Consider the following 21,841-nt stretch of genomic DNA (forward strand, 5'->3'; position numbering starts at 1 on the left):
AGTGCAACCGAAGCCTTAGATGGGGGGCATGGCAAAGAACAAATTTCATGAGGGCGCAGGCCCGTCGCAACGACAACTCCGCGTGGGCGAAACCGTCCGCCGCGCCTTGTCTGATGTCCTGGCACGTGGTGACGTGCATGACACCGATCTCAACCGGCTGTCGATCACCGTGGGCGAGGTGCGCATTTCCCCCGATCTGAAAATCGCTACGGCCTATGTGTTGCCCCTGGGCGGCGAAGGCCAGGACGAGGTGCTCAAGCTGCTGGCGCGGAACAAGAACGAGCTGCGGCGTCTGGTGGCGAAAAAGCTCACGCTGAAGTTCTCGCCCGATCTGCGCTTTCAACTGGACCGGACTTTTGACCGGATGGACGACACGCGCCGGATGCTGAACCAGGATGTGGTGCGCCGCGATGCGGAGGCGCCAGACACTGATGCAGCAGATGGCGCGCCGGATCAGTGATCCGGGCGGCCCTCATTGCCTTCGCGCTTTTCGCGCTCAAAGGCGCGCCTGCGGGCGCTGCCGAATGTCGCAATCTTACCTTTGAGGGCAATTCCTACACGATTTGCGAGGTCGATATGGCGCGGGATGACCTGCGCCTGTTTCTGAACGACAGTTCAGGTGCGCCCTATGGGTTCTTCGGCTCGCTTGATGATGCGCTGAAGGCGCAGGGGCTGCGGCTCGGCTTTGCGATGAATGCGGGCATGTACCATGAAGACCGCTCGCCGGTCGGGCATTACATCGAAGAAGGGGTCGAGACGCGGGGCGTGATCGACAACGCCGGCCCCGGTAACTTTGGCCTGCTGCCCAACGGCGTGTTTTGCCTGCGCGAAGGCCGCGCCGATGTGTTTGCGACCAAGCGCTATCTCAGGGAAAAACCCGACTGCCGCTTTGCCACGCAATCGGGGCCGATGCTGGTGATCGACGGCGCGTTGCATCCACGGTTTCTGCCGGACAGCAGCTCGCGCTATATCCGCAACGGGGTCGGCACCACGGCGGATGGCCAGCGCGCGGTCTTTGCGATTTCCAACACGGTCGTCACATTCCACGAATTTGCCCGGCTCTACCGCGATGAGCTAGGGCTTCCGAATGCGCTCTATTTCGATGGCAATATATCGCGCCTGCGCGCGCCGGGCCTGCGCCGCAGCGGCGCCGGGTTTACCACGCTGGGACCGATCATCGGCGTTGTCACGCCGGCAAAGTGACCTTTTCCCCGCTGGGGGGCTGGGCAGCGCAGCATCGCTCCGATAGAGGGCAGCACCACAAAGGCGAAGGGGCAAGACATGGCACGCAAACGCAAGGGGCGCGATATTTCAGGTTGGCTGGTGGTGGACAAACCCGCCGGACCGACATCGACCGCCGTGGTCAACAAGGTGCGTTGGGCGCTGGAGGCCAAGAAGGCCGGTCACGCAGGCACGCTTGACCCCGAAGCGACGGGCGTTCTGGCCGTGGCACTGGGCGAGGCGACCAAAACGGTGCCCTATATCACCGATGCGCTCAAAGCCTATGAGTTCACCGTGCGCCTGGGCATCGCTACCAACACCGATGACGCCGAGGGCGAGGTGATCGGCACCTCTGACCTGCGCCCCGATGACGCCGCGATCAAAGACGCGCTGAGCGGCTTTATCGGCGATATCCAACAGGTGCCGCCGCAGTTCTCGGCGGTGAAGATTGATGGCCAGCGCGCCTATAAACGCGCCCGCGAGGGTGAAGAGATGGACATCGCCGCGCGCCCGCTCTGGGTCGAAAGCCTGCTGCTGCTCGACCGGCCCGATGCCGATCACGTCACGCTTGAGATGGTCTGCGGCAAGGGCGGCTATGTCCGTTCCATCGCCCGCGATCTGGGGCAGAAACTCGGCTGCCTCGGCCATGTCCGCGAGCTGCGCCGCACCTGGTCTGGCCCTTTTGAGGCTGCCAATGCTCTAACGCTGGCGCAGATTGACGAGATGGCCCGCACGCCGGAGCTCGACAGCCACCTGCTGCCGCTGGCCGAAGGGCTGGTCGATCTGCCCGAGGTCAAAGCCACCCCCGAAGGCGCCACCCGTCTGCGTAATGGCAACCCCGGCATGGTGATCGCCCATGACGTGGACTATGGCGATGAATGCTGGGCCTCGCTCGACGGTCAGCCCGTCGCCGTGGGCCGCTTCAAGGCGGGCGAGCTGCACCCGAGCCGGGTGTTCAACCTCTCTACGGATGGCCGCGAGGGCTGAATGGCCCTGATCACCCGCAGCCACACCAAGGGCGACGCGCCCTCGACCGCGGTTTATTCGGGCTGCGAGAAGTATCGCTACAGCCTCACGCGGGTCTGGGACAGCGCTGCACCGCGGGTGATGTTCGTGATGCTGAACCCCTCCACCGCGACCGAGGTGCAGAACGACCCCACGGTCGAGCGCTGCGAGCGTCGGGCGCGGGTGCTGGGCTTTGGCGGCTTCCGGGTCACCAATATCTTCGCCTTCCGCGCCACCGACCCACGCGACATGCGCGCCGCCGCCGACCCCATCGGCCCGGACAATGACGCGACGCTCAACGAAGGGGCCGACTGGGCCGACCGGATCATCGCCGCCTGGGGCGTGCATGGGGCGCATCGGGACCGCGGTGCTGCCGTTGCCGCGCGGCTGGCGCAGGGGGGCAAACCGCTCTACCACCTTGGTCTGTCCAAGACCGGGCACCCGCGCCACCCGCTCTACCTGCCCTATACGCAAGAACCTGTGCTGTGGCAGGTCGAGACCGCTGCCGCCGCCGGGACGCGTTAACCAACCCTCTCAGATTGCTTTGCTTTTCGCCCGCGAACAGGGCCTTTTAAGGCGGGGGTGATGTCGCTGGCATCACGGTAGGCAGGCGGGGTTTCAGATGTTGTGGTTGGCTGGAATGATGGGTCTGATGGCGGTCGGCGCGGTCACCTACGTTGAAATCGGCGCGGCCGCGGCGGAGGAAGAGGACAGCCTTCCTGCAGGCACGGGGCCGGATCGGCTTGCCCTCGACAGGCAGCCCGGCACTCCCGGCGACATCCTTTCCGGCACCGAAGACGCTGAACATTTGATCGGCGACAGGGGCGATGACCAGCTTGGCGGCTATGGCGGCGAAGATGTGCTTTCCGGGGGCGCTGGTGACGATGACCTTCACGGCCATACGGGCAATGACACGTTAGAAGGCGCTGCCGGCGCGGACAGTCTGCACGGCGGTGACGGGGACGATGATCTTTTCGGCGGTGACGGGGACGACAGGCTGTTCGGCCACAACGCGGATGACATATTGCACGGCGGCGCGGGCGATGACGCGCTGCAAGGCTCGGCGGGCGATGACCGGCTCTACGGTGACGCGGGAGACGACGCTCTGCTCGGCGGGCTTGGCGACGACGCGCTGGTTGGGGGCCGCGGCGAGGACAGTCTTTTCGGCGGCTGGGGGGATGATACGCTGAGCGGGCTGGAGGATGCGCAAGACGAGGCCCGCGATTACCTGAACGGCGGCGGCGGGGATGATCTGATCGTCGCGGGGGCGCAGGATATTGTCACTGCGGGCGCCGGGGCGGATCCCATCATGCTGGGCGATTGGCTTGCCACAGGCGGGGCGGTCGAGATCACGGATTACCACGCCGAAGACGATTCGCTGCTCTTTGTCTGGGACGACAGCACGGGGGCGGAGCAAGACCCCGCGCTTTCGACCATGGCCGACCCAATCCACCCCGGGCAGACGCTGATCCTGCTCGATGAGACGGTGATCGCGCGGGTGGCGGGCGACAGGTTTGCGCTCAGCGATATCTCCCTGATCCCGGCCAGTGCCGCCTTTGCGCTTGGGCTTGCGACCTAAAGCGCCCTTTGGGAAATCTTCCTTTGCCAAAGGCGCGAATTCTTCCTATACGCCCCCATCGCCTGCTGATTCCGTCAGCGGGTGATATCTCCATGGGCCTGAGCTGGACGACATCCCGGCCTGCGCCATCCATTTAAACTCTTTTCGAAAGGAGACCCCGATGTCGATCACTGCTGAAGAAAAAGCAAAAGTCATGAAAGATTTCGGCACCAAGGAAGGCGACACCGGTTCGCCTGAAGTACAGGTTGCCATTCTGACCTCGCGCATCACCACGCTGACCGAGCACTTCAAGACCCACAAGAAGGACAACCACGGCCGCCGTGGTCTTCTGAAAATGGTCGCGACGCGCCGCAAGCTGCTGGACTATGTGAAGAAGAAAGATGAAGCCCGCTATCAGGACCTCATCAAACGTCTCGGCCTGCGCCGCTAAGCGCATGCCCGCCGGGTTTCCCGGTGACAGGACTGCTGAAACCTCCCGGCCCGCGCCGGGAGGTTTTTTGTTGCCCGCCCCCCCGATCACGGCGACGCATCCGCCTCGCGCATCTCAACGGTGGAATGGTCGATACCAAAACGCTCGCGCAAGACCTCTTTGACGCGCCGCTTTACCGCCAGAACATCGCTGCCGGGCGCGGCGGTCACCTCAAGCGTCACCATCGGACGCTCCTGCGTGACCGACCAGGCATGCATGTGATCGACATGTAAAACCCCCGCCACATCGCGCGAAAGCGCCGCGCTCACAGCGCGCCGGTCAAAGCCGCGCGGCGCGCCTTCCAGCAGGATATGGCCGCTTTCCTTCACCACCGCCCAGGCGGACCGCAGGATGATCAGCACCACCAAGACCGAAAGCAGCGGGTCGATCGGGGTCCAACCGGTGGTGATGATCACGAGCGCGGCGACCAAGGCCGCGATGGAGCCCAGCAAATCCCCGGCCACATGCAGCGCCGCGGCGCGCACATTGAGATTGTCGGCCTCGCCCCGCGTCAGCACCCAAAAGGACAGCAGATTCACCAGCAAACCACCCACCGCGACCTAGAGCATCAAGCCGCCCAAGACCTCCTGCGGGTGATCGGCCAGCAGACGGGTGATGGCCTCCCATGTGATCCAGATCGCGATGCCAAAGAGCGACAAGCCGTTGACCAGCGCCGCTAAGACGGAAAAGCGATCAAAACCATAGGTCAGCCGCCAATCCGCCGGACGCCGCGCCAGCCGAAAGGCAAGCCACGCCAGGATCAAGGACGCGAAATCGGTCAGCATATGCCCCGCATCGGCGATCAGTGCCAAAGACCCCGAGAGCACGCCGCCCACGACTTCCGCCAGCATGACCCCCCCGGTCAGGATCGCGGCAATCGCAATCTTGCGCTCGTTCTTGGGCACATGACTGTGACCTGCCGCGCTGTGATCGTGGTCGTGGTCCTCGGTGCTCATTGCGCCGTCTCCATGTTGATACGGCATGACCTAGACGGGATATCGGCGTCGTCTAGCCTGTGGCCGGGGGCTGCAAAGCCGTCCCTTCCCTTTGAGCGCAATTTCATGTATGCCCGCGCAATCTGAAATCCGGCGCCCGGACTCCAGCGCCTGAAAAAGAAGATACCGGAGTCAGGGGCAATACGGCCCCTATGCAATGGCCAATGGGCCAAAAAGGAAACGTAGATGTTTAATGTAACTAAAAAATCGATCCAGTGGGGCGAAGAGACGCTGACACTGGAAACCGGTAAGGTTGCCCGTCAGGCGGACGGGTCGGTGATTGCCACGCTGGGGGAAACCAGCGTCATGGCAAACGTGACGTATGCACGTCAGCAAAAGCCCGGGCAGGATTTCTTCCCCCTGACCGTGCACTACCAAGAGAAATACTATGCCGCCGGTAAAGTGCCGGGTGGCTTCTTCAAGCGTGAGGCCCGCCCCACCGAGAAGGAAACCCTGACCGCGCGTCTGATCGACCGTCCGATCCGCCCGCTCTTCGTGCCCGGCTTCAAGAACGAAGTTCTGGTGATGTGCACCGTGCTGAGCCACGATCTGGTCAACGACCCCGATATGGTCGCCATGATCGCCGCCTCCGCCGCGCTGACCATTTCCGGCGCGCCGTTCCGTGGCCCGATCGCAGGCTGCCGTGTGGGTTATGAGGATGGCGACTACGTCCTGAACCCGACAATCGATGAGATGCAGGACCTGCGCCTGAACCCCGAGCAGCGCCTCGATCTCGTGGTTGCCGGCACCAAAGACGCCGTGATGATGGTCGAATCCGAAGCCTATGAGCTTTCGGAAGAGGAAATGCTGGGTGCGGTGAAATTTGCCCATGAGCAGATCCAGCCGGTCATCGACCTGATCATCGATCTGGCCGAAGACGCCGCGAAAGAGCCGTTCGACTTCCAGCCCGAAGACTACTCCGAGCTGTCCGCCGCGGTGAAAGCCGCTGGTGAAGACGAAATGCGCGCGGCCTTCGCCATCGTGGACAAGCAGGAGCGCACCGCCGCTGTTGCCGCCGCCCGCGAGACGATCAAGAGCAAGCTCACTGAAGAGCAGCTTGAGGACAAGAACCTCAGCTCCGCGATGAAGGGCCTCGAGGCCAGCATCCTGCGCGGCGACGTGGTGAAAACCGGCAAGCGTATCGACGGGCGTCGCACCGACGAAATCCGCGACATCGTGGCCGAAACCGGCGTGCTGCCGCGGACCCACGGCTCGGCGCTCTTCACCCGTGGTGAGACGCAGGGTCTGGTCGTGACCACGCTCGGCACCGGCGACGACGAGCAGTTCATCGACGCGCTGCACGGCAACTTCAAATCGAACTTCCTGCTGCACTATAACTTCCCGCCCTACTCGGTCGGTGAAGTGGGTCGCGTGGGCCCTCCCGGACGACGTGAAGTCGGCCACGGCAAGCTCGCATGGCGTGCCCTGCAGGCGGTTCTGCCTGCGGCAACAGACTTCCCCTACACCATCCGCCTCGTGTCTGAGATCACCGAATCCAACGGCTCTTCGTCGATGGCATCGGTCTGCGGTGGTTCGCTCTCGATGATGGACGCCGGCGTGCCACTGAAATCGGCTGTGGCCGGTGTGGCAATGGGTCTGATCCTCGAAGAAGACGGCTCCTACGCGATCCTGTCGGACATTCTGGGTGACGAAGACCACCTCGGCGACATGGACTTCAAAGTCGCCGGTACCGAAGCCGGCATCACGTCGCTGCAGATGGACATCAAGGTCGCCGGCATCACGCCCGAGATCATGGAGAAAGCCTTGGCGCAGGCCAAAGAAGGCCGGATCCACATCCTCGGCGAGATGAACAAGGCGATCTCCGGTGCGGCGGACTTCTCCGTCCACGCCCCGCGCATCGAGACCATGCAGATCCCCACCGACAAGATCCGTGAAGTGATCGGCTCCGGCGGCAAGGTGATCCGCGAGATCGTCGAAGTCTCCGGCGCCAAGGTCGACATCAACGACGAAGGCATCATCAAGATCGCGAGCCCGAACGGCGAAGCCATCAAAAAGGCCTATGACATGATCCATTCGATCGTGGCAGAGCCCGAAGAAGGCGCCGTCTACACCGGCACCGTGGTCAAGATCGTCGATTTCGGCGCCTTCGTGAACTTCTTTGGCAAGCGCGACGGTCTGGTACATGTCTCCCAGATCGAAAACCGCCGCCTGAACCACCCTTCGGATGTTCTGAAGGAAGGTCAGGAAGTGAAAGTGAAGCTTCTGGGCTTTGACGATCGCGGCAAGGTGCGCCTGTCGATGAAAGTCGTCGATCAGGAAACTGGTGAAGAGATCACTGCCGAGAAGAAAGAACCGGCAGAAGGGTGATCTAAACCTGCTGCGGGCCCCCAAGAGGCGGCCCGCAGCCCCCTCCCCCCTAAAGCAGTACGAGACATGCGCGCAGAGAATCTGGTTACGATTTGCATCACCATGGGGCTGCGCCCCGATGTCTTGCAACAAACGCTCGAAAGCCTCGGCCCGGAGCTGCGCAAACTGCCGATCATCGGCATCAACGACTTTGGCGATGCTGAAACCAGCGCGGTCTTCGACCGTCTCTGCCCCCATGGCGAGCGCATCGATCTGGGCAAACAGGTCGGGCACCACCCCGCCGTCGATGCCATGTATGCCAAGGTCCGCACGCCCTATGTCTTTCACATGGAAGACGATTGGGAATTTACCCGCCACGATTTCCTTGATGATGCCCTGCGTCTGCTTGAGGCACATCCCGATATTTCCTCGGTCTGTTTCCGCGACACCGATAATTTCTTCATCGAAGACGCGGCCCGCGCCCAGATCGTCACGGAGGACTGCGCCGGCATCTCCTACGCACGGATGGATGCCCTCAGCCCGAAATGGTATGGCTATACTTTCAACCCGCATCTCGCCCCGCTCTCGCTCTGGAAAGAGGTCGGCGGTTTCAGCGGTTTCAAACGCGAAAGCCATATCTCGCGCCAGCTGCGCAAAGAGGGCAAATTCACCGCTTTCCTGAAGCCCGGCGCTTGCCAGCACATCGGGTTTGTCAGCGTCGCCCATAAGCCGCCTTCTGCCTTCAAACGGTTCAAGAACTGGCTGCGCGGCCGGCCGACCCCCAAGGTTTAACCCAAGAATAGACTGTCGACTGCCCCATGGGGCGACAGGCATGAGGTCCAAGCAATGCCGCAGCGCCCCAAGGGATTCGTCATCAATCTGGCCGCCTCCCCCCAGCGGCTGGACAGCGCGCAGGCCGAACTGGATGGTGCGCAGATCGAGCCGATCCGCGTCGCGGCATTCGACGGGCGCGAGATCGACCTGACGCAATTCGCACCCTATGACGACCGCAAGGCCCGGCGGTTCATGGGCCGGTCAATGACCCAGGGCGAGGTCGGCTGCTATGTCTCCCACCAGCGCGCGGCGGCTGCTTTTCTAGACAGCGGCGATGAGATCGGCTTCGTTTTCGAAGACGATATGGCGCTGCAACCCGCCTTCAGAACCGCCGTTCCAGAGTTGCTGGAATGGCTCCGCCCCCGCGACGATTGGCACTGTGTCAACCTGGGCGCAACGCGGCTCAAAATCACCAGCCCCCTGGCCGAGATCGCGAGCATCCCGCTGCTCCGGGCCCATTATTTCCCGATGCTCGCCCATGCGCTGATCTGGAACCGCGCAGGGGCCAAAGCCTTCCTCGCGGCTTCCGAGCCGATCTTCTGCCCCGCAGACAATATGCTCAGACAAGTCCTGACACGCTCCGACATGGGGCTGGCGACAGGTCAAAGCCTGGTCACCGCAGGCCGATTCGACAGTGATATTTCCGCCCGTTCAGGCGGGAACAGAGGTCAGTTCCGCCGCTCACCGCTCTACGGTCTGCGCAAACAGCGGCGGCTGCTTCATGAAAAAGCGATGGCCTTCGCCCATAAGCTCGGCCATCGCTGACCGCCTTAACTCGGCGCCTTGGTCTTGCGCAGATAGGGCAGCACCGCCTCGAACTCGCCAAACTTCGCTTTCGCGTCCTCATCCGAAACGGTTGGCGGGATGATCACGTCCTCCCCCACCTGCCAGTCCGCCGGGGTTGCCACGCCATTCTTGGCCGCGGTCTGCAACCCGTCCAGGGCGCGCAGGATTTCAGCAAAGTTGCGGCCCACATTCATCGGGTAGGTCATGCTCAGCTTCAGCTGTTTGTCCGGCCCAATGATGAAAACCGCCCGCACCGTGGCGCTGTCATTCGGGGTGCGGCCATCGGGCAGATAGGCTTCGGCGGGCAGCATGTCGAAGGCCTTGGAAACCTCAAGCCCGGCATCCGCAATGATCGGGAAACCGGCTTCGGTGCCGGCGACCTTCTCGATGTCGCCTTTCCATTGCTTATGCTCTTCCACCCCATCGACGCTGACGCCAATGACCTTGGTGCCGCGTTTCTCCCACTCTTCCGACAGGCGGGCCACGGCGCCAAACTCCGTGGTGCAGACCGGGGTGAAATCCTTCGGATGCGAGAACAGGATCGCCCAATTGTCGCCGACAAATTCATGCAGGGAAAAGCTGCCGTGGTCGGTTTCAACGTTCAGATCGGGAATAGTGTCGTTGATGCGCAAGCCCATGATATCCTCCGGGTCATTCTATGAACAGACAGGGCTAAGCTAATCACTCTCGCCTGGGGTTGCACCCCCCGAATACCAAAGACCAACCGCCGCCGCAGCGCCACCGCCCGGCCCCCCTTCATAAATACCGTCCGCCCTCACCACCGCCACAGCGCCAGCGATGGCATACCCCGGCCCTCAGAACGGCGCCCGAGCCCGCACCTTGGTCGATTTCCCACCCTGTGGGTGGTTAAAGCGCAATTCCTCTGAATGCAGCATCAGACGCGGGAAGGCCCGCGCCGGACCCGTGGCATAGAAAGGATCGCCCAAAATCGGATGGCCGAGGGCCAGCATATGCACCCGCAGCTGATGGCTCCGCCCGGTCTTGGGAAAGAGCCGCAGGCGCGAGGTCTCCCCGTCGGTCTTGATCACCTTCCAATCGGTCTGCGCAGGTTTGCCGGTCTCATGGCAGACCATCTGCAAGGGCCGGTTCGGCCAATCGACGATCAGCGGCAGATCCACCGTGCCGCTTTTTGCCGCGGGCTGCCCCCACACCCGCGCGACATAGGTCTTGCGGGTCATGCGCTTCTCAAATTGCAACCCAAGGTGGCGCTGCGCATGGGGGGTCATGGCAAAGATCATCACGCCCGAGGTGTCGCGGTCGAGCCGGTGCACCAAAAGCGCCTCGGGGAACACCGCCTGCACCCGCGCGAGCAGGCAATCGGCGAGATGTTCTCCCTTACCCGGCACGCTGAGCAGGCCAGAGGGTTTGTCGACCAGCAGAACTTCGGCGTCTTCATGCAGGATCACCAGCGGGTCCTGCGGCGGGGTATATGCGCTATCCATGCGCTCCCTTTGCAGAAGTGGCGCGGCGGTTCAAGTCACCCGCGGGCCGCGGGCGAACTGAAGCCCAAAAGCAGCCCGTAGATCACGAAACAGACCGCCATGACCCGGCGAAACCAGACGTTAAATACCGCCCCCAAGGCCGCGCGACCGATGCCGGCGCCCAGGGCGGTGAAACCGGTGTAGCTACAGGCGGTCAGCAGCAGGGCCGTGGGCATGATCACGGCCATCTGGTCCCAGATCGGCACGTCGGGTTGCACGAATTGCGAAAAGGCGGCGAGGTAGCCCGCCACGGATTTCGGGTTGATCGTGGCGATGGCAAAGGCGCGCAGAAAGATCGACGCGGGCGGCCGCGCGTGCACCACCGGCGGTTTGCGCGCCATGATCCAGCCGCGCAGGCCGAGGTAGATCAAAAAGCCCGCGCCGATCAGCTTGGCAACAAAGAACCCGGTCGGCGAGGCCGCGATCAGGGCGGTGATGCCAAGGGCCGAGAGCAGCAGAAACAGCGTGGCCTGGGTGAGGATCGCCAGCACCCCCGGTAGGGCGCGGCGAAAGCCCAGAGCCATGCCGTTGGAAATGCAATTGACCGCATTTGGCCCCGGCGTGGTGACAAAGACCAGCCAGAAAAGCGCAAAGACGAGCCAAGCATCAACTGTCATGGCACGGCAGCGAAACTGTCTTTCAGGATCGCGCTAAGGGCATCGGCATCGGCCTGGGTGAAAGCCTCGGGCTGGTTGCTGTCGATGTCAAACACGCCCAAAAGCCGCCCCGCGCCGTTCCAGACCGGAAGCACCAGTTCCGACCGGGTGGAGGAGGCGCAGGCGATATGGCCGGGGAAGGCGTCGACATCTGCGACCAGCAGCACCTCGCCCGTGCGCGCCGCCGCGCCGCAGACCCCGCGGGAAAAGGGGATCACCAGACAGCCGTGGCCGCCCTGATAGGGGCCGATCTTGAGCAATTCGGGGGCGGTGACGCGGTAAAAGCCGGTCCAGTCAAAGCGGTCGTCCGCCTGGTGCACTTCGCAGGCCACGGTGGCCATGAGGGCCACGGCGTCGTCTTCGCCCTCGGTCAGCGCGGCGAGGGTCTTGGCGAGGGTTTGGTAGTCGACAGTCATGGTCATCTTTCGCTGCGGGTATGGCGCGGGGGGCTGTCTGCCCCCTCCCGAGAGGTATTTGAAACTGGAAAAGCTCAGGGGCGTTCGATCGCGATGGCGGTGCCTTCGCCGCCGCCGATGCAGATGGCGGCGACGCCGCGTTTCAGCCCGCGTTTCTCAAGCGCGTTCAGCAGCGTCACCATGATCCGCGCGCCCGAGGCGCCGATCGGGTGGCCAAGCGCACAGGCGCCGCCGTTCACGTTCACGATGTCATGGGGCAGGCCCATTTCATGCATGAAGGCGAGCGGCACGACCGCGAAGGCTTCATTAACCTCCCAAAGGTCCACGTCCTCCTTCTTCCAGCCGATCCGCTCAAGCAGCTTTTGCGCGGCGGGGACCGGGGCGGTGGTGAAAAGGCCGGGGGCCTGGGCGTGGCTGGCATGGCCAACGATGCGGGCGCGGATGGTCTGGCCATTGGCTTTGGCGCTGTCTTCATCCGCCAGCACCAGTGCTGCGGCCCCGTCTGAGATCGACGAGGAATTGGCCGCCGTGACCGTGCCACCCTCGCGGAAGGCGGGCTTCAGCTGCGGGATTTTCTCGGGCCGGGCGCTGGCGGGCTGCTCATCCGCGCTGACCGTGTTGCTGCCCTTGCGCGAGCTCACCTCGACCGGGGCGATCTCATCGGTGAAGGCTCCGTTTTCCTGCGCTTCAAGCGCCCGCGAAAGCGAAGCCAGCGCATAGTCGTCCTGGGTTTCGCGGGTGAATTGGAACCGCTCGGCGCAGTCTTCGGCAAAGGTGCCCATCAGGCGGCCCTTGTCATAGGCGTCTTCCAATCCGTCGAGGAACATATGGTCGATCACCTGCCCATGCCCCAGCCGCGCGCCGCCGCGCATTTTGGGCAGCACATAGGGGGCGTTGGTCATGCTTTCCATGCCGCCGGCGACCATCACATCGGTCTGGCCAAGGGCGATCTGGTCAAAGGCCATCATCGCCGCCTTCATGCCCGAGCCGCACATCTTGTTGAGCGTGGTGGCGGGGACATCTTCGCCGAGCCCGGCCTTGAAACCCGCCTGACGCGCGGGGGCCTGGCCCTGCCCTGCGGGCAGAACACAGCCCATCAGCACCTCTTGCACCTGCGCCGGGTCTTGGCCGTTCAGCGCGGCCTTGATGGCGCTGCCGCCCAGTTCGGCGGCGGTGAGACTGCCGAAAGCCCCTTGAAATCCGCCCATCGGGGTTCTTGCGGCACCGGTTATCACGACATTGCGCATCATCGTCTCCCTAAGCTGTCCCGCATACCTCTTGGTAAGGAATTGCGGTTAATCACGTCTGGAACATTGAAGTCTTGAGGTCTGTCTATGGAAGTTTCCGCAAAAACAGAAGACCGCTTTTGCGTGGTCAGCGTGTTGCATGAACGGATTGATGCCGCCGCCGCGCTGGAGTTCAAGGAGGCGATGCGCCAGTCCACGGCCAATGCGCCGGGGGTGGTGATCCTTGATTTGCAAAAGGTGGATTTCATCGATTCCAGCGGTTTGGGGGCCATCGTTGCCACGATGAAACATCTCACGCCGCAACGTGCGCTGGTGCTGGCGGGGCTGACCCCGGCGGTGGAGAAAGTGTTCAAGCTGACGCGGATGGATTCGGTTTTCAGCGTCTTCGGCACGCTCGACGCGGCTTTGACCGCCCATCGGGCCTGATGCCATGCCGGATCCCTCCGCGGGCCCGCCACCGCTGATTTCTTTCGCCTTTTCTGTGCAAAGCAGCGACCTTGCCACGCGCGAGGCTTTGCGCCGGGTGCTGGAGGGGTTGCGCCCCCTGGCGCTGGAGGCTGAGGTGGCGAGCACCGTGGAGCTGGTGCTGGCAGAAGTGCTGAACAATATCGTCGAACATGCCTACCCGGACCCAAAAGCGCCGGGACCGATCCATGTGGCCTGCCGCCATGCCGGGGATGGGCTGCATTTTCAACTGCGCGACAGCGGCCTGCCGATGCCCGGGGGGCAGGCGCCCCTGGGCATGGCGCAAAGCGTCGATACCGATGCGGCGGATTTGCCCGAAGGCGGGTTTGGCTGGTTTCTGATCCGGGATCTGGCCGAGGATCTGACCTATCGCCGGGTTGCTCAGGAGAACCAGCTTGATTTGCACCTTGCGGTGCCGCGGCCCTCGCAGACCCGCAGGTCGGGCGCTGCCCGCCCGGAATGATACCCTAAAACAGCCCAACGCGGATCACATTTGCGCCATGGTTGGGCGGCATAGATGCTCATGTAGCTGCATATGGCTTCCCTCGGTACCGCGTTTAATAGCCCCCACCCAGTGCGCGGTGCCGAGGAACTCTGCTGTGTATTTTTCGCGCGAGCAGAGCTCTGGGAAGGGCTGCGACCGCAGCGAGGCCGGGATCAGTTCAGCTGAAAATGCAGTGGATAGGCGCCATCTTTGAACGGGCCGAAGAGATCAGGGATATCGGGGTGGTCCACCGGTTCGCCCGAATAATCGGCCACGAGGTTCTGCTCTGACACATAGGCCACGTAGTAGCTTTGATCATTCTCGGCCAGCAGATGATAGAACGGCTGATCCTTGACGGGGCGGTTTTCCTCGGGGATCGACTCGTACCATTCCTCGGTATTGGCAAATTCCGGATCGACGTCAAAAATCACCCCGCGAAAGGGATGTTTCTTATGTCGGACAACCTGACCGAGGTGATATTTTGCGCGCCTGCGTATCATAACATGGCAGCCCCTACCCCTCACTTGTCATCGGTTCAAGGGGCTTTTGCTCAATCCCAGCCGCCTGTGGCAGGGAAACAGGTCCTGATTTTGACCTGTCCGGTGGCGCTTGCCTATTTGAGATGAAGCCGCCCCCGTTTCCCCGGCGAGGACTTGCCTGTCCGGCCCTGCCAAACCGGCGCTTTGACGCCGAAGGCCGCGCATAGAAAGTCAAAAATTGTGATGTGATCGGAGGCCAGAATCGTATAAACTCCATAAAAACACGTCAGATAAAAAAGGCGAGAGGCAGATGAGCAAGCATCTTCGCGCAATGATAATCGTGCTGCTGGTGGCATCCTGCGGCGGCGGTCAGCAATCGGCCCCGCGCGATCTGGACAATGCCTGCACGATTCTCAAAGAGCGCCCCGATTACCACAAAGCGTTCCGCGCCACCGAGCGCAAATGGGGCGTGCCGATCCATGTGCAGATGGCCACCATTCATCAGGAAAGCAAATTCGTCGCCGATGCCCGCACGCCGTTCAAATATGTGCTTGGGGTGATTCCGATGGGCCGGCAATCCAGCGCCTTTGGCTACTCTCAGGCCCTGGACGCCACATGGGATGAATATCTGGAATCCGAAGGCCGCCGCTGGGCCAAGCGCGACAAGATCCGCGATGCGAGTGATTTCATGGGTTGGTATATGAACCTGACCCGGGACCGGAATGGCGTGTCCCTGCATGATGCCCGCAACCAATATCTGGCCTATCACGAAGGGCATACCGGGTTCTCGCGTCAAAGCTACAACAACAAGGCCTGGCTGGTCGGGGTCGCTGGAAAAGTGGACGCCCGCGCGAAGCTCTATCAACGCCAGATTGCGGCCTGCCGGCTCGGCTGGTGGTAGGGGCCAGAACTTCTCGACCAGACCACTGACCAGACCGGAATGACAAAGGGCGACGGTGCGACCGTCGCCCTTTTTCCTTGTTCGGGAAGACCCATTCGGGCCGCGATCAGCGGTCCGTATTGGCGCGGGCAGCGCCGGTGTCGAACATGCTGTTGGGGATATTCACCCCTGTCTGCATGTCACCGAGCACCACCGTGGTGGCACCGCCATTGCCGTCGTTGATCACCCATTGACGCAGCTGCACCGGGTTGCCGGTGAACTTCATCTGGATGTTGCCATATTGCGGGTTGGCCGGGTCCTGCGCCGTGACCGTGGTCGCCGTGCCGTCATAGCTGTGGCCCGTCACCATCCGGGCCCGGCCCAGATCGACACGGTCGGCCAGAATGATCGAGAGCGGCGTGCGCGACAAAGGATAGGTCTCTGCCGGCTGGTTGGATTTCTTGTCATAGATCACAACGGTATTCGCCCCGGCCACGACAAGCCCGGAATCCGGGGCGTTATATTCAAAGCGCACCTTGCCGGGGCGTTTGATATAGACCGTGCCAGAACTGACCGACCCATCGTCATTGATCTGGGTGAAAGCGCCCTTGGCGGTCCGCAATTGGTTCAGGTAGCCAGAGATTTCGCCCAGTGACAATTGCTGCGCCGCCGCCGCAAAAGGTGCCGATACAGCCAGCCCAACCGCAAGGATCGCAGAAGTAAGTTTACGCATGTGTTCAAGTCCTGTGTTGTCTCACCATCAGACATAGGGCGGGTCTCTTTGATATTCGATATCAGGGGGCGGTTTTTCGCTAACCATCTCAAGAGCGCAAAGAAAAACACCGCCGGGGGCCGCCCGACGGTGTTCTGTCTCGGTTTGGAAAGGGGGCGCTTAATTCTGCTCCGGCACCAGAATTTCGCGCTTCCCGACATGGTTGGCGGGGGAGACGAGCCCCTCTTCCTCCATCTGCTCGACCAGACGCGCGGCCTTGTTATAGCCGATCGCCAGCTTGCGCTGGATGTAGGAGGTGGAGCATTTGCGGTCTTTGATGACCACCTGAACGGCGGTGTCATAAAGCGCGTCTTCGCTGTCGGTATTGCCGCCAAGGCCCAGCACCGCGTCGATGTTGCTTTCCTTGTCCTCCGAGGGGCCTTCGACCACGCCGCCGACGTAATCCGGCTCGCCGAATTGCTTGAGGTGGTTGACGATCTCCTCGACTTCCTCGTCGCTGACGAAGGGGCCATGGCAGCGGGTGATCTTGGCCCCGCCCGCCATGTAAAGCATGTCGCCCATGCCCAGAAGCTGCTCGGCCCCCATCTCGCCCAGGATCGTACGGCTGTCGATTTTCGAGGTCACTTGGAAGGAAATCCGGGTGGGGAAGTTCGCCTTGATCGTCCCGGTGATCACATCGACCGAAGGCCGCTGGGTGGCCATGATGAGGTGAATGCCCGAGGCCCGCGCCATCTGCGCCAGACGCTGGATGCAGGCTTCGATCTCCTTGCCCGCGACCATCATCAGGTCGGCCATCTCGTCGACGATGACGACGATATAGGGCAGCGCCTCGGGTGTGGTTTCCTCGGTCTCGAAAATCGGCTCACCGGTGTCCTCGTCAAAGCCGGTCTGCACGGTGCGGCTGAACATCTCACCTTTTTCCAGCGCGTCGCGCACCCGGCCATTGTAGCCTTCGATGTTGCGCACGCCCATCTTGGACATCTTGCGATAGCGTTCTTCCATCTCGCCCACGGTCCATTTCAGCGCGACCACGGCCTTTTTGGGGTCGGTCACAACCGGCGAGAGCAGATGCGGGATGCCGTCATAGACCGAGAGTTCCAGCATCTTGGGGTCGATCATGATCAACCGGCATTCTTCCGGCGTCAGCTTGTAAAGCAGCGACAGGATCATCGTGTTGATCGCCACGGATTTACCCGAACCGGTGGTCCCCGCGATCAGCAGGTGGGGCATTTTGGCAAGGTTGGCGACAACCGGGTCGCCGCCGATGTCCTTGCCGAGCGCCAGCGGCAGGCGCTGGTTGCCGTCGCCGAAATCACGGCTCGACAGGATCTCGCGCAGGATCACTTTCTCGCGGTTCTCATTGGGCAGTTCGATGCCGATCACCGAGCGGCCCGGCACGGTCGAAACACGGGCCGACAGCGCCGCCATGGAGCGCGCGATATCGTCCGCCAGACCGATCACGCGGCTGGCCTTGAGGCCCGGGGCGGGCTCCAGCTCATACATGGTGACGACCGGGCCGGGGCGCACGGCGACGATCTCGCCTTTGACGCCATAGTCATCCAGCACGGTTTCCAGCATCCGGGCGTTTTCTTCCAGCGCCTCATCGCTCAGGTGCAGACGCTCGACGCTTTCGGGGCTTTCCAAAAGGCTCAGCGGCGGCAGCTCGAAACCGGGATGCGTGTCTTCAAAGGTCAGGGCGGGCTGTGCTTCGACCTGCGCTTGCTTGGACGGCTGCACGACCCTGCGGGTCGGCTGCTGCACCACTTTGCGCGGCTCGGCCACAGGGATTTTCATCGCCTCTGGCGCGGGTGCGTCTTGCAGCGGCAGCGTTTCAGAGGTGACGGTGTCCTGATAGCCCTCGACCATCGGCTCTTGCATCGGCTGCATCGGTTCCGGCGTCGGCTCGGGCTGGGCCTGCGGTTTGCGCAGCAGCGGTTCCGGGCGCAGCGTGGCGGGGCCAGCGGTCAGCGGCGGCTCGGCGCGCAGGGCGGCGGGCTGGCTGGTGTTGAGCAGCAAGGGGTCAGGCCCCCTGCCCCGGCCTTTGGTCAGCGGGGCGGTGGTGGGGGTATGCACGGCATTGGCCGTGCGCACGCGGTTCTTGATGACATCGGCGATCTTGTTCTTGATACGGTCTTCGCCCGGTGTTTCGTCGACGATGGCATCGCTATAGGTCTCGATCAGTTCCGGCTCGGGCATCGCCTCGGCTTCGGGGCGTTTGATCAGGCCGGGCATGCGGCCAAAGAGACTGCCGCGCTGCTCCTCTGGCTCCGCCATTGGCGCCCGCGCATAGTAGTCGTCATCGGCCTGCGCGGCCCATGTCTCGGCCTCTTCGGCCTCAAGCCGGCGGCGCTCCCGCCGGTCGGCCTGCCGCGCGGCGAGGTTCTGTGCCGTCAAAACCGCCCCGCTTGCACCGCGGCCCAAGAGGTTCATCAACCCGGCATAGGCCATGATCAACCCCACCAGCATGAAGCGCAGGATGCGTTGCAGCTCGGCCTTGGTGAAGCCCAGAACAAAGGCCCCAAGCGCCACGATGGCGACGCCCATCAGCAGTGACATCAGCTTGACGGTCAGGGTCGAGCCAATCGGCAGGATGGTCAGCAGCGCCCCCATCACGGTGTCGCCAAAGAGCCCGCCAAGTCCAAAGCTATGGGTCAGCAGCCAGTCCTGACCGGGGGCCAGCGTGGCGGCATAGATCGCACCAAGCGCCACGGCGATGGGGGCAAAGATCAAGCGCGAGATGGCCCGGTCTTCGCCCAGATGCAGCGCGAAACGCCCGCCCCAGAGCAGCAGGACAATCGCGATGCCCCAAGAGCCCCAGCCCACGATCATGAAGAGCGGTGCCGCGATCGAGGCGCCGATCCGGCCCATCCAGTTCTGCACCGGCGCATCGGTCGAAACCATCCAGTTGGGATCATCCGGCGTGTAGCTGCCGATCATCATGGCGGCCATGATGCCCAGCATGATCAGTGCCAGCCCCAGCAGTTCACGACCGCGCTTTTCGATTGCCTCGGCCATGTTGCTGTCTAGCAATGGATCGCGTCCCCGTGTCTGAAATGCCATGTCGTCCCTCGCTTATGTCGAATACAGACAGTCGCGGATCGCTTGCAACCCGCGCGTCGTTTCGTCCTTTGGGGCCACCAAGGCGACCCGAATGTAATTCTTGCCGGGGTTCCCCCCCGCCACGTCCTGCGACAGGTAGCTGCCGGGCAGCACCCGCACGCCGGTCTCGCGCCAGAGCTTCAGCGCCGCTGCCTCGTCGTCCTCGACCGGGAGCCAGAGAAAGAACCCCGCCTCGGGGCTGGCATAGCCCGGCACATCGCCAAAGATCCGGTCGGCAATGGCGTATTTCTCTTGGTAGAGCGCGCGGTTCTCTTCCACATGCGCCTCATCGGCCCAGACCGCGGCGGCGGCCTGCTGCAAGGGCAGCGGCAGCGGCGCGCCAGCGTAATTGCGCAATTGTTTCATCTCGCGCATCGTCTCTGCCCCGCTGGCGGCAAAGCCCGACCGCAGCCCCGGCAGGTTGGAACGTTTCGACAGCGAGTGAAAGACCACCACGCGGTTGCGGTCGGTGCCAAGCTCCTTGACCACCTCCAGCGCACCGGTGGGCGGTGTGTCACGGTAGATCTCGGAATAGCATTCATCCGCGAAGATCAGGAAATCATATTTCTCGGCCAGCGCGATCAGATCAGCCCAATAGTCGCGCGAAGCGACAACGCCCTGCGGGTTGGCGGGCGAGCACAGATAAGCCGCCGTGGTGCGGCGCAGCACCTCTTCGGGCAGGCTGGTGTAATCGGGCAGATGGCCGGTCTCGGCTGTGGCGGGCACCATGATCGGCTCTGCCGCTCCGGAAATCGCGCCGATCATATAGACTTGGTAAAAGGGGTTCGGCATCAGGATGGCCGATTTTTCCTCATTCTTGGTCTCCGGGCAGAGCGCGATGACAGCGTTGTAAAGCCCCTCGCGGGTGCCGTTCAGCGCCATGACCTCACTGTCGGGGTCCATCTCGACGCCGTAGCGCAGCGCGATCCATGCCGAAATCGCCCCGCGCAATTCGGGCGAGCCGTCATTCGGCGGGTATCTGTTAAACCCTTCCGCATGTTTGGTAATTTCATCGGTCACCCATGCGGGAAACGCATGTTTCGGCTCCCCGATGGTCATATGCACAGGCGTACCACCGCCCTCTTGCCCATCAAGCAAAGCGCGCAGGCGCGGCCACACGTGGGCCGGAAGGTTCGAAAACCGCTCGGAATAAATCATCACAACTGCCTCGGATCGGGATCATTAACGCCCCGTTTGCCCCAAGGTATCCAAGGGCGCCTCCCCCGTCCAGAAAAACCGGGAGATTTGCGGCCCTTGTGGCTTTTAAGTCGTGCGCTGTTACGCCTCGTTGAGCACCGCTTCAGCCGCTGCAGCAAGGCGCAAAAGCTGTTCTTCGGCATGGGGCGCGGCCATCAAAGAGAGACCACAGGACGGCGTGCTTGTGGGCAGGGTCAGCGCGCAGAGCCCCATGAGATTCGCGACTCGCGTGTTGCGCAGCGACAGGAGATTCTGCGCGAGGTAATAGTCATGGTCGCTGTTCAGCCGCTCGATGTTCGGCGGCAGCATCGGCGCGGTCGGCACCAGCACCGCATCATAGCCCGCCACGGCCCGGTCATAGCCTGCGCGGGCCAGATCGAGCTTGGCCCAGGCGGCGACGTAATCGGGACCGGTGAAGGTCTTGCCCAACTGGAAACGCTCAAGAATTTCGCTGAACATCGCGTCGGGGTTGGCCTCGATCACATCGCGCCACAACCCGTAGGCCTCGGTGGTGTAGAGGCAGGAGCTGAGCGGCATCGCCTCCGTCACTTCGGGCACCTCGATCTCATCCACGGTGGCCCCGGCCTCTTTCAAAAGTGCCACAGCGGCTTCGAAAGCCGCTTTCGGCGCGTCGGAAAGGTCGTCCATCACCACATTCGTGAGCACCGCAAACCGGCAGCCTTCCAGCTCGCTCTCCAGCAGGTCCGCCGGTTTCTCGCCCTCCAGCAAGGCCAGCAAAAGCGCGGCATCCTCCACCGACCGACATAGGGGGCCGACCGTGTCGAACTTGGCGGCCAATGGCACCGTCCCGGCCAAAGACACCCGCCCCGCAGTCGTCTTGAGCCCAACCAGATCGTTCCACGCCGCCGGGATCCGCACCGAACCGCCGGTGTCAGACCCGATCGCCGCCGCGGCGAGATTATAGGCCACCGACGCCGCCGCCCCCGACGAGGAGCCGCCCGACACGCTGTCAGGCTCGTTTATGCAAGGCGGGGTCGCGGTGCTGGGGTTATGGCCGAGGCCGGAAAACGCCAACTCGCTCATATGGGTCTTGCCCAGACAGACCAGCCCCATCGCGGTGGCATTGCGCAGGACTTCGGCGTCTTGCTCAGGCACCCGGCCTTCGAGCAGCTTCGTCCCCGCTTCGGTTTCCGTCCCTGCGCTGTCGAAATTGTCTTTCCAAGAGATCGGCACCCCATCAAGCGGCGACAACCGCTGCCCGTCGCGCGCCCGCTCAGCCGCGGCGGCCGCTTCGGCGCGGGCGCGGTCGGGGGTGACGCGGGCATAGATACGGTCGCGCATCGGATGCCCGTCGATGGCATCAAGGTAGGTCTCACAAAGCGCGACCGGATCGATATCCCCCGCGGCGATGCCGCGCCCCAGATCCGCCGCTGTCATTTCCAACCATTCGCGCATGTCGTCCCCCTTGGCGTTCGATGCCGCGAACCTAGCGACCGTTCCGCACATGGACAATCCCCGCGCGCAGG

General features: G+C 63.0%; 22 protein-coding genes and 1 pseudogene. 12 read left to right on the forward strand and 11 right to left on the reverse strand.

The genetic code is table 11. The annotated features are described in order from the left end of the window. Window positions 1-28: 28 nt before the first annotated feature. From rbfA to rpsO, 6 genes are all read left to right on the forward strand, one after another. Entirely contained in the window at window positions 29-460 is a 432-nt protein-coding gene (gene rbfA, locus AB4M76_RS01855; protein WP_368440110.1) for a 30S ribosome-binding factor RbfA, read from the forward strand. Continuing rightward, entirely contained in the window at window positions 457-1,203 is a 747-nt protein-coding gene (locus AB4M76_RS01860) for a phosphodiester glycosidase family protein (RefSeq protein ID WP_368440111.1), read from the forward strand. The genes rbfA and AB4M76_RS01860 overlap by 4 nt, the downstream gene beginning before the upstream one ends. Window positions 1,204-1,281: 78 nt before the next feature. Continuing rightward, the gene (gene truB / locus AB4M76_RS01865; RefSeq protein ID WP_368440112.1) at window positions 1,282-2,208 is read left to right on the forward strand and encodes a tRNA pseudouridine(55) synthase TruB; all 927 of its coding nucleotides are present in this window, start codon (window positions 1,282-1,284) and stop codon (window positions 2,206-2,208) included. A gap of 6 nt (window positions 2,209-2,214) precedes the next feature. Next, entirely contained in the window at window positions 2,215-2,751 is a 537-nt protein-coding gene (locus tag AB4M76_RS01870) for a DUF1643 domain-containing protein (protein WP_368440327.1), read from the forward strand. A 127-nt stretch (window positions 2,752-2,878) separates the two neighbouring features. Continuing rightward, on the forward strand, window positions 2,879-3,805 hold the full coding sequence (locus tag AB4M76_RS01875; RefSeq protein WP_368440113.1) for a calcium-binding protein: 927 nt from the start codon (window positions 2,879-2,881) through the stop codon (window positions 3,803-3,805). 160 nt (window positions 3,806-3,965) lie between these two features. After that, window positions 3,966-4,235, forward strand: coding sequence for a 30S ribosomal protein S15 (gene rpsO / locus AB4M76_RS01880; RefSeq protein ID WP_368440114.1), 270 nt, complete (start codon window positions 3,966-3,968; stop codon window positions 4,233-4,235). A gap of 86 nt (window positions 4,236-4,321) precedes the next feature. On the opposite strand, the pseudogene AB4M76_RS01885 reads toward rpsO, so the two are convergent. Then, window positions 4,322-5,257: pseudogene (locus tag AB4M76_RS01885) on the reverse strand (cation diffusion facilitator family transporter). A 198-nt stretch (window positions 5,258-5,455) separates the two neighbouring features. On the opposite strand from AB4M76_RS01885, the gene pnp reads away from it, so the two are divergent. From pnp to AB4M76_RS01900, 3 genes are all read left to right on the forward strand, one after another. After that, complete coding sequence (gene pnp, locus AB4M76_RS01890) at window positions 5,456-7,597, forward strand: polyribonucleotide nucleotidyltransferase (protein ID WP_368440115.1); 2,142 nt, start codon at window positions 5,456-5,458, stop codon at window positions 7,595-7,597. 66 nt (window positions 7,598-7,663) lie between these two features. Further along, on the forward strand, window positions 7,664-8,368 hold the full coding sequence (locus AB4M76_RS01895) for a glycosyltransferase (protein WP_368440116.1): 705 nt from the start codon (window positions 7,664-7,666) through the stop codon (window positions 8,366-8,368). Window positions 8,369-8,422: 54 nt separating this feature from the next. Next, entirely contained in the window at window positions 8,423-9,175 is a 753-nt protein-coding gene (locus AB4M76_RS01900) for a glycosyltransferase family 25 protein (protein WP_368440117.1), read from the forward strand. 5 nt (window positions 9,176-9,180) lie between these two features. Here the strand turns inward: AB4M76_RS01900 and AB4M76_RS01905 are convergent, their stop codons facing one another. From AB4M76_RS01905 to AB4M76_RS01925, 5 genes are all read right to left on the reverse strand, one after another. Further along, window positions 9,181-9,834, reverse strand: coding sequence for a peroxiredoxin (locus AB4M76_RS01905; RefSeq protein ID WP_368440118.1), 654 nt, complete (start codon window positions 9,832-9,834; stop codon window positions 9,181-9,183). A 177-nt stretch (window positions 9,835-10,011) separates the two neighbouring features. Further along, window positions 10,012-10,659, reverse strand: coding sequence for an RluA family pseudouridine synthase (locus tag AB4M76_RS01910; protein ID WP_368440119.1), 648 nt, complete (start codon window positions 10,657-10,659; stop codon window positions 10,012-10,014). A 35-nt stretch (window positions 10,660-10,694) separates the two neighbouring features. Then, window positions 10,695-11,315 carry a LysE family translocator gene (locus AB4M76_RS01915; RefSeq protein ID WP_368440120.1) on the reverse strand — a complete coding sequence of 207 codons (621 nt, stop codon included), beginning with the start codon at window positions 11,313-11,315 and terminating at the stop codon, window positions 10,695-10,697. Continuing rightward, a complete protein-coding gene (locus tag AB4M76_RS01920; RefSeq protein WP_368440121.1) occupies window positions 11,312-11,770 on the reverse strand; it encodes a GAF domain-containing protein in 459 nt (152 codons plus the stop codon). The genes AB4M76_RS01915 and AB4M76_RS01920 overlap by 4 nt, the downstream gene beginning before the upstream one ends. Window positions 11,771-11,844: 74 nt before the next feature. Beyond that, complete coding sequence (locus tag AB4M76_RS01925; protein WP_368440122.1) at window positions 11,845-13,017, reverse strand: acetyl-CoA C-acyltransferase; 1,173 nt, start codon at window positions 13,015-13,017, stop codon at window positions 11,845-11,847. An 87-nt stretch (window positions 13,018-13,104) separates the two neighbouring features. Here AB4M76_RS01925 and AB4M76_RS01930 point away from each other — a divergent pair, with 87 nt between their 5' ends. Together AB4M76_RS01930 and AB4M76_RS01935 are read left to right on the forward strand one after the other, a co-directional pair. Further along, entirely contained in the window at window positions 13,105-13,443 is a 339-nt protein-coding gene (locus tag AB4M76_RS01930; protein ID WP_368440123.1) for an STAS domain-containing protein, read from the forward strand. Window positions 13,444-13,447: 4 nt separating this feature from the next. Continuing rightward, entirely contained in the window at window positions 13,448-13,945 is a 498-nt protein-coding gene (locus AB4M76_RS01935) for an ATP-binding protein (RefSeq protein ID WP_368440124.1), read from the forward strand. Between the two features lie 194 nt (window positions 13,946-14,139). Here AB4M76_RS01935 and hspQ read toward each other — a convergent pair whose 3' ends face one another. Next, window positions 14,140-14,466, reverse strand: a complete 327-nt coding sequence (gene hspQ / locus AB4M76_RS01940) for a heat shock protein HspQ (protein WP_368440125.1) — start codon at window positions 14,464-14,466, stop codon at window positions 14,140-14,142. 289 nt (window positions 14,467-14,755) lie between these two features. Between hspQ and AB4M76_RS01945 the strand changes: the two genes are divergently transcribed. After that, window positions 14,756-15,346 (forward strand): lytic transglycosylase, encoded by a 591-nt coding sequence (locus AB4M76_RS01945; protein ID WP_368440126.1) that lies wholly within the window; start codon window positions 14,756-14,758, stop codon window positions 15,344-15,346. A gap of 106 nt (window positions 15,347-15,452) precedes the next feature. On the opposite strand, the gene AB4M76_RS01950 is transcribed toward AB4M76_RS01945, so the two are convergent. The 4 genes from AB4M76_RS01950 to AB4M76_RS01965 all read right to left on the reverse strand — a co-directional run bounded on the left by AB4M76_RS01950 (window position 15,453) and on the right by AB4M76_RS01965 (window position 21,770). Further along, a complete protein-coding gene (locus AB4M76_RS01950) occupies window positions 15,453-16,058 on the reverse strand; it encodes an outer membrane lipoprotein carrier protein LolA (RefSeq protein WP_368440127.1) in 606 nt (201 codons plus the stop codon). Window positions 16,059-16,217: 159 nt separating this feature from the next. Beyond that, on the reverse strand, window positions 16,218-19,118 hold the full coding sequence (locus tag AB4M76_RS01955) for a DNA translocase FtsK 4TM domain-containing protein (protein WP_368440128.1): 2,901 nt from the start codon (window positions 19,116-19,118) through the stop codon (window positions 16,218-16,220). A gap of 12 nt (window positions 19,119-19,130) precedes the next feature. Then, entirely contained in the window at window positions 19,131-20,315 is a 1,185-nt protein-coding gene (locus AB4M76_RS01960; RefSeq protein WP_368440129.1) for an aminotransferase class I/II-fold pyridoxal phosphate-dependent enzyme, read from the reverse strand. 120 nt (window positions 20,316-20,435) lie between these two features. Further along, window positions 20,436-21,770 carry an amidase gene (locus tag AB4M76_RS01965; RefSeq protein ID WP_368440130.1) on the reverse strand — a complete coding sequence of 445 codons (1,335 nt, stop codon included), beginning with the start codon at window positions 21,768-21,770 and terminating at the stop codon, window positions 20,436-20,438. Window positions 21,771-21,841 lie beyond the last annotated feature (71 nt).

Source organism: Sulfitobacter sp. PS-8MA, assembly GCF_040933935.1.
Taxonomy (GTDB): Bacteria; Pseudomonadota; Alphaproteobacteria; order Rhodobacterales; family Rhodobacteraceae; genus Sulfitobacter.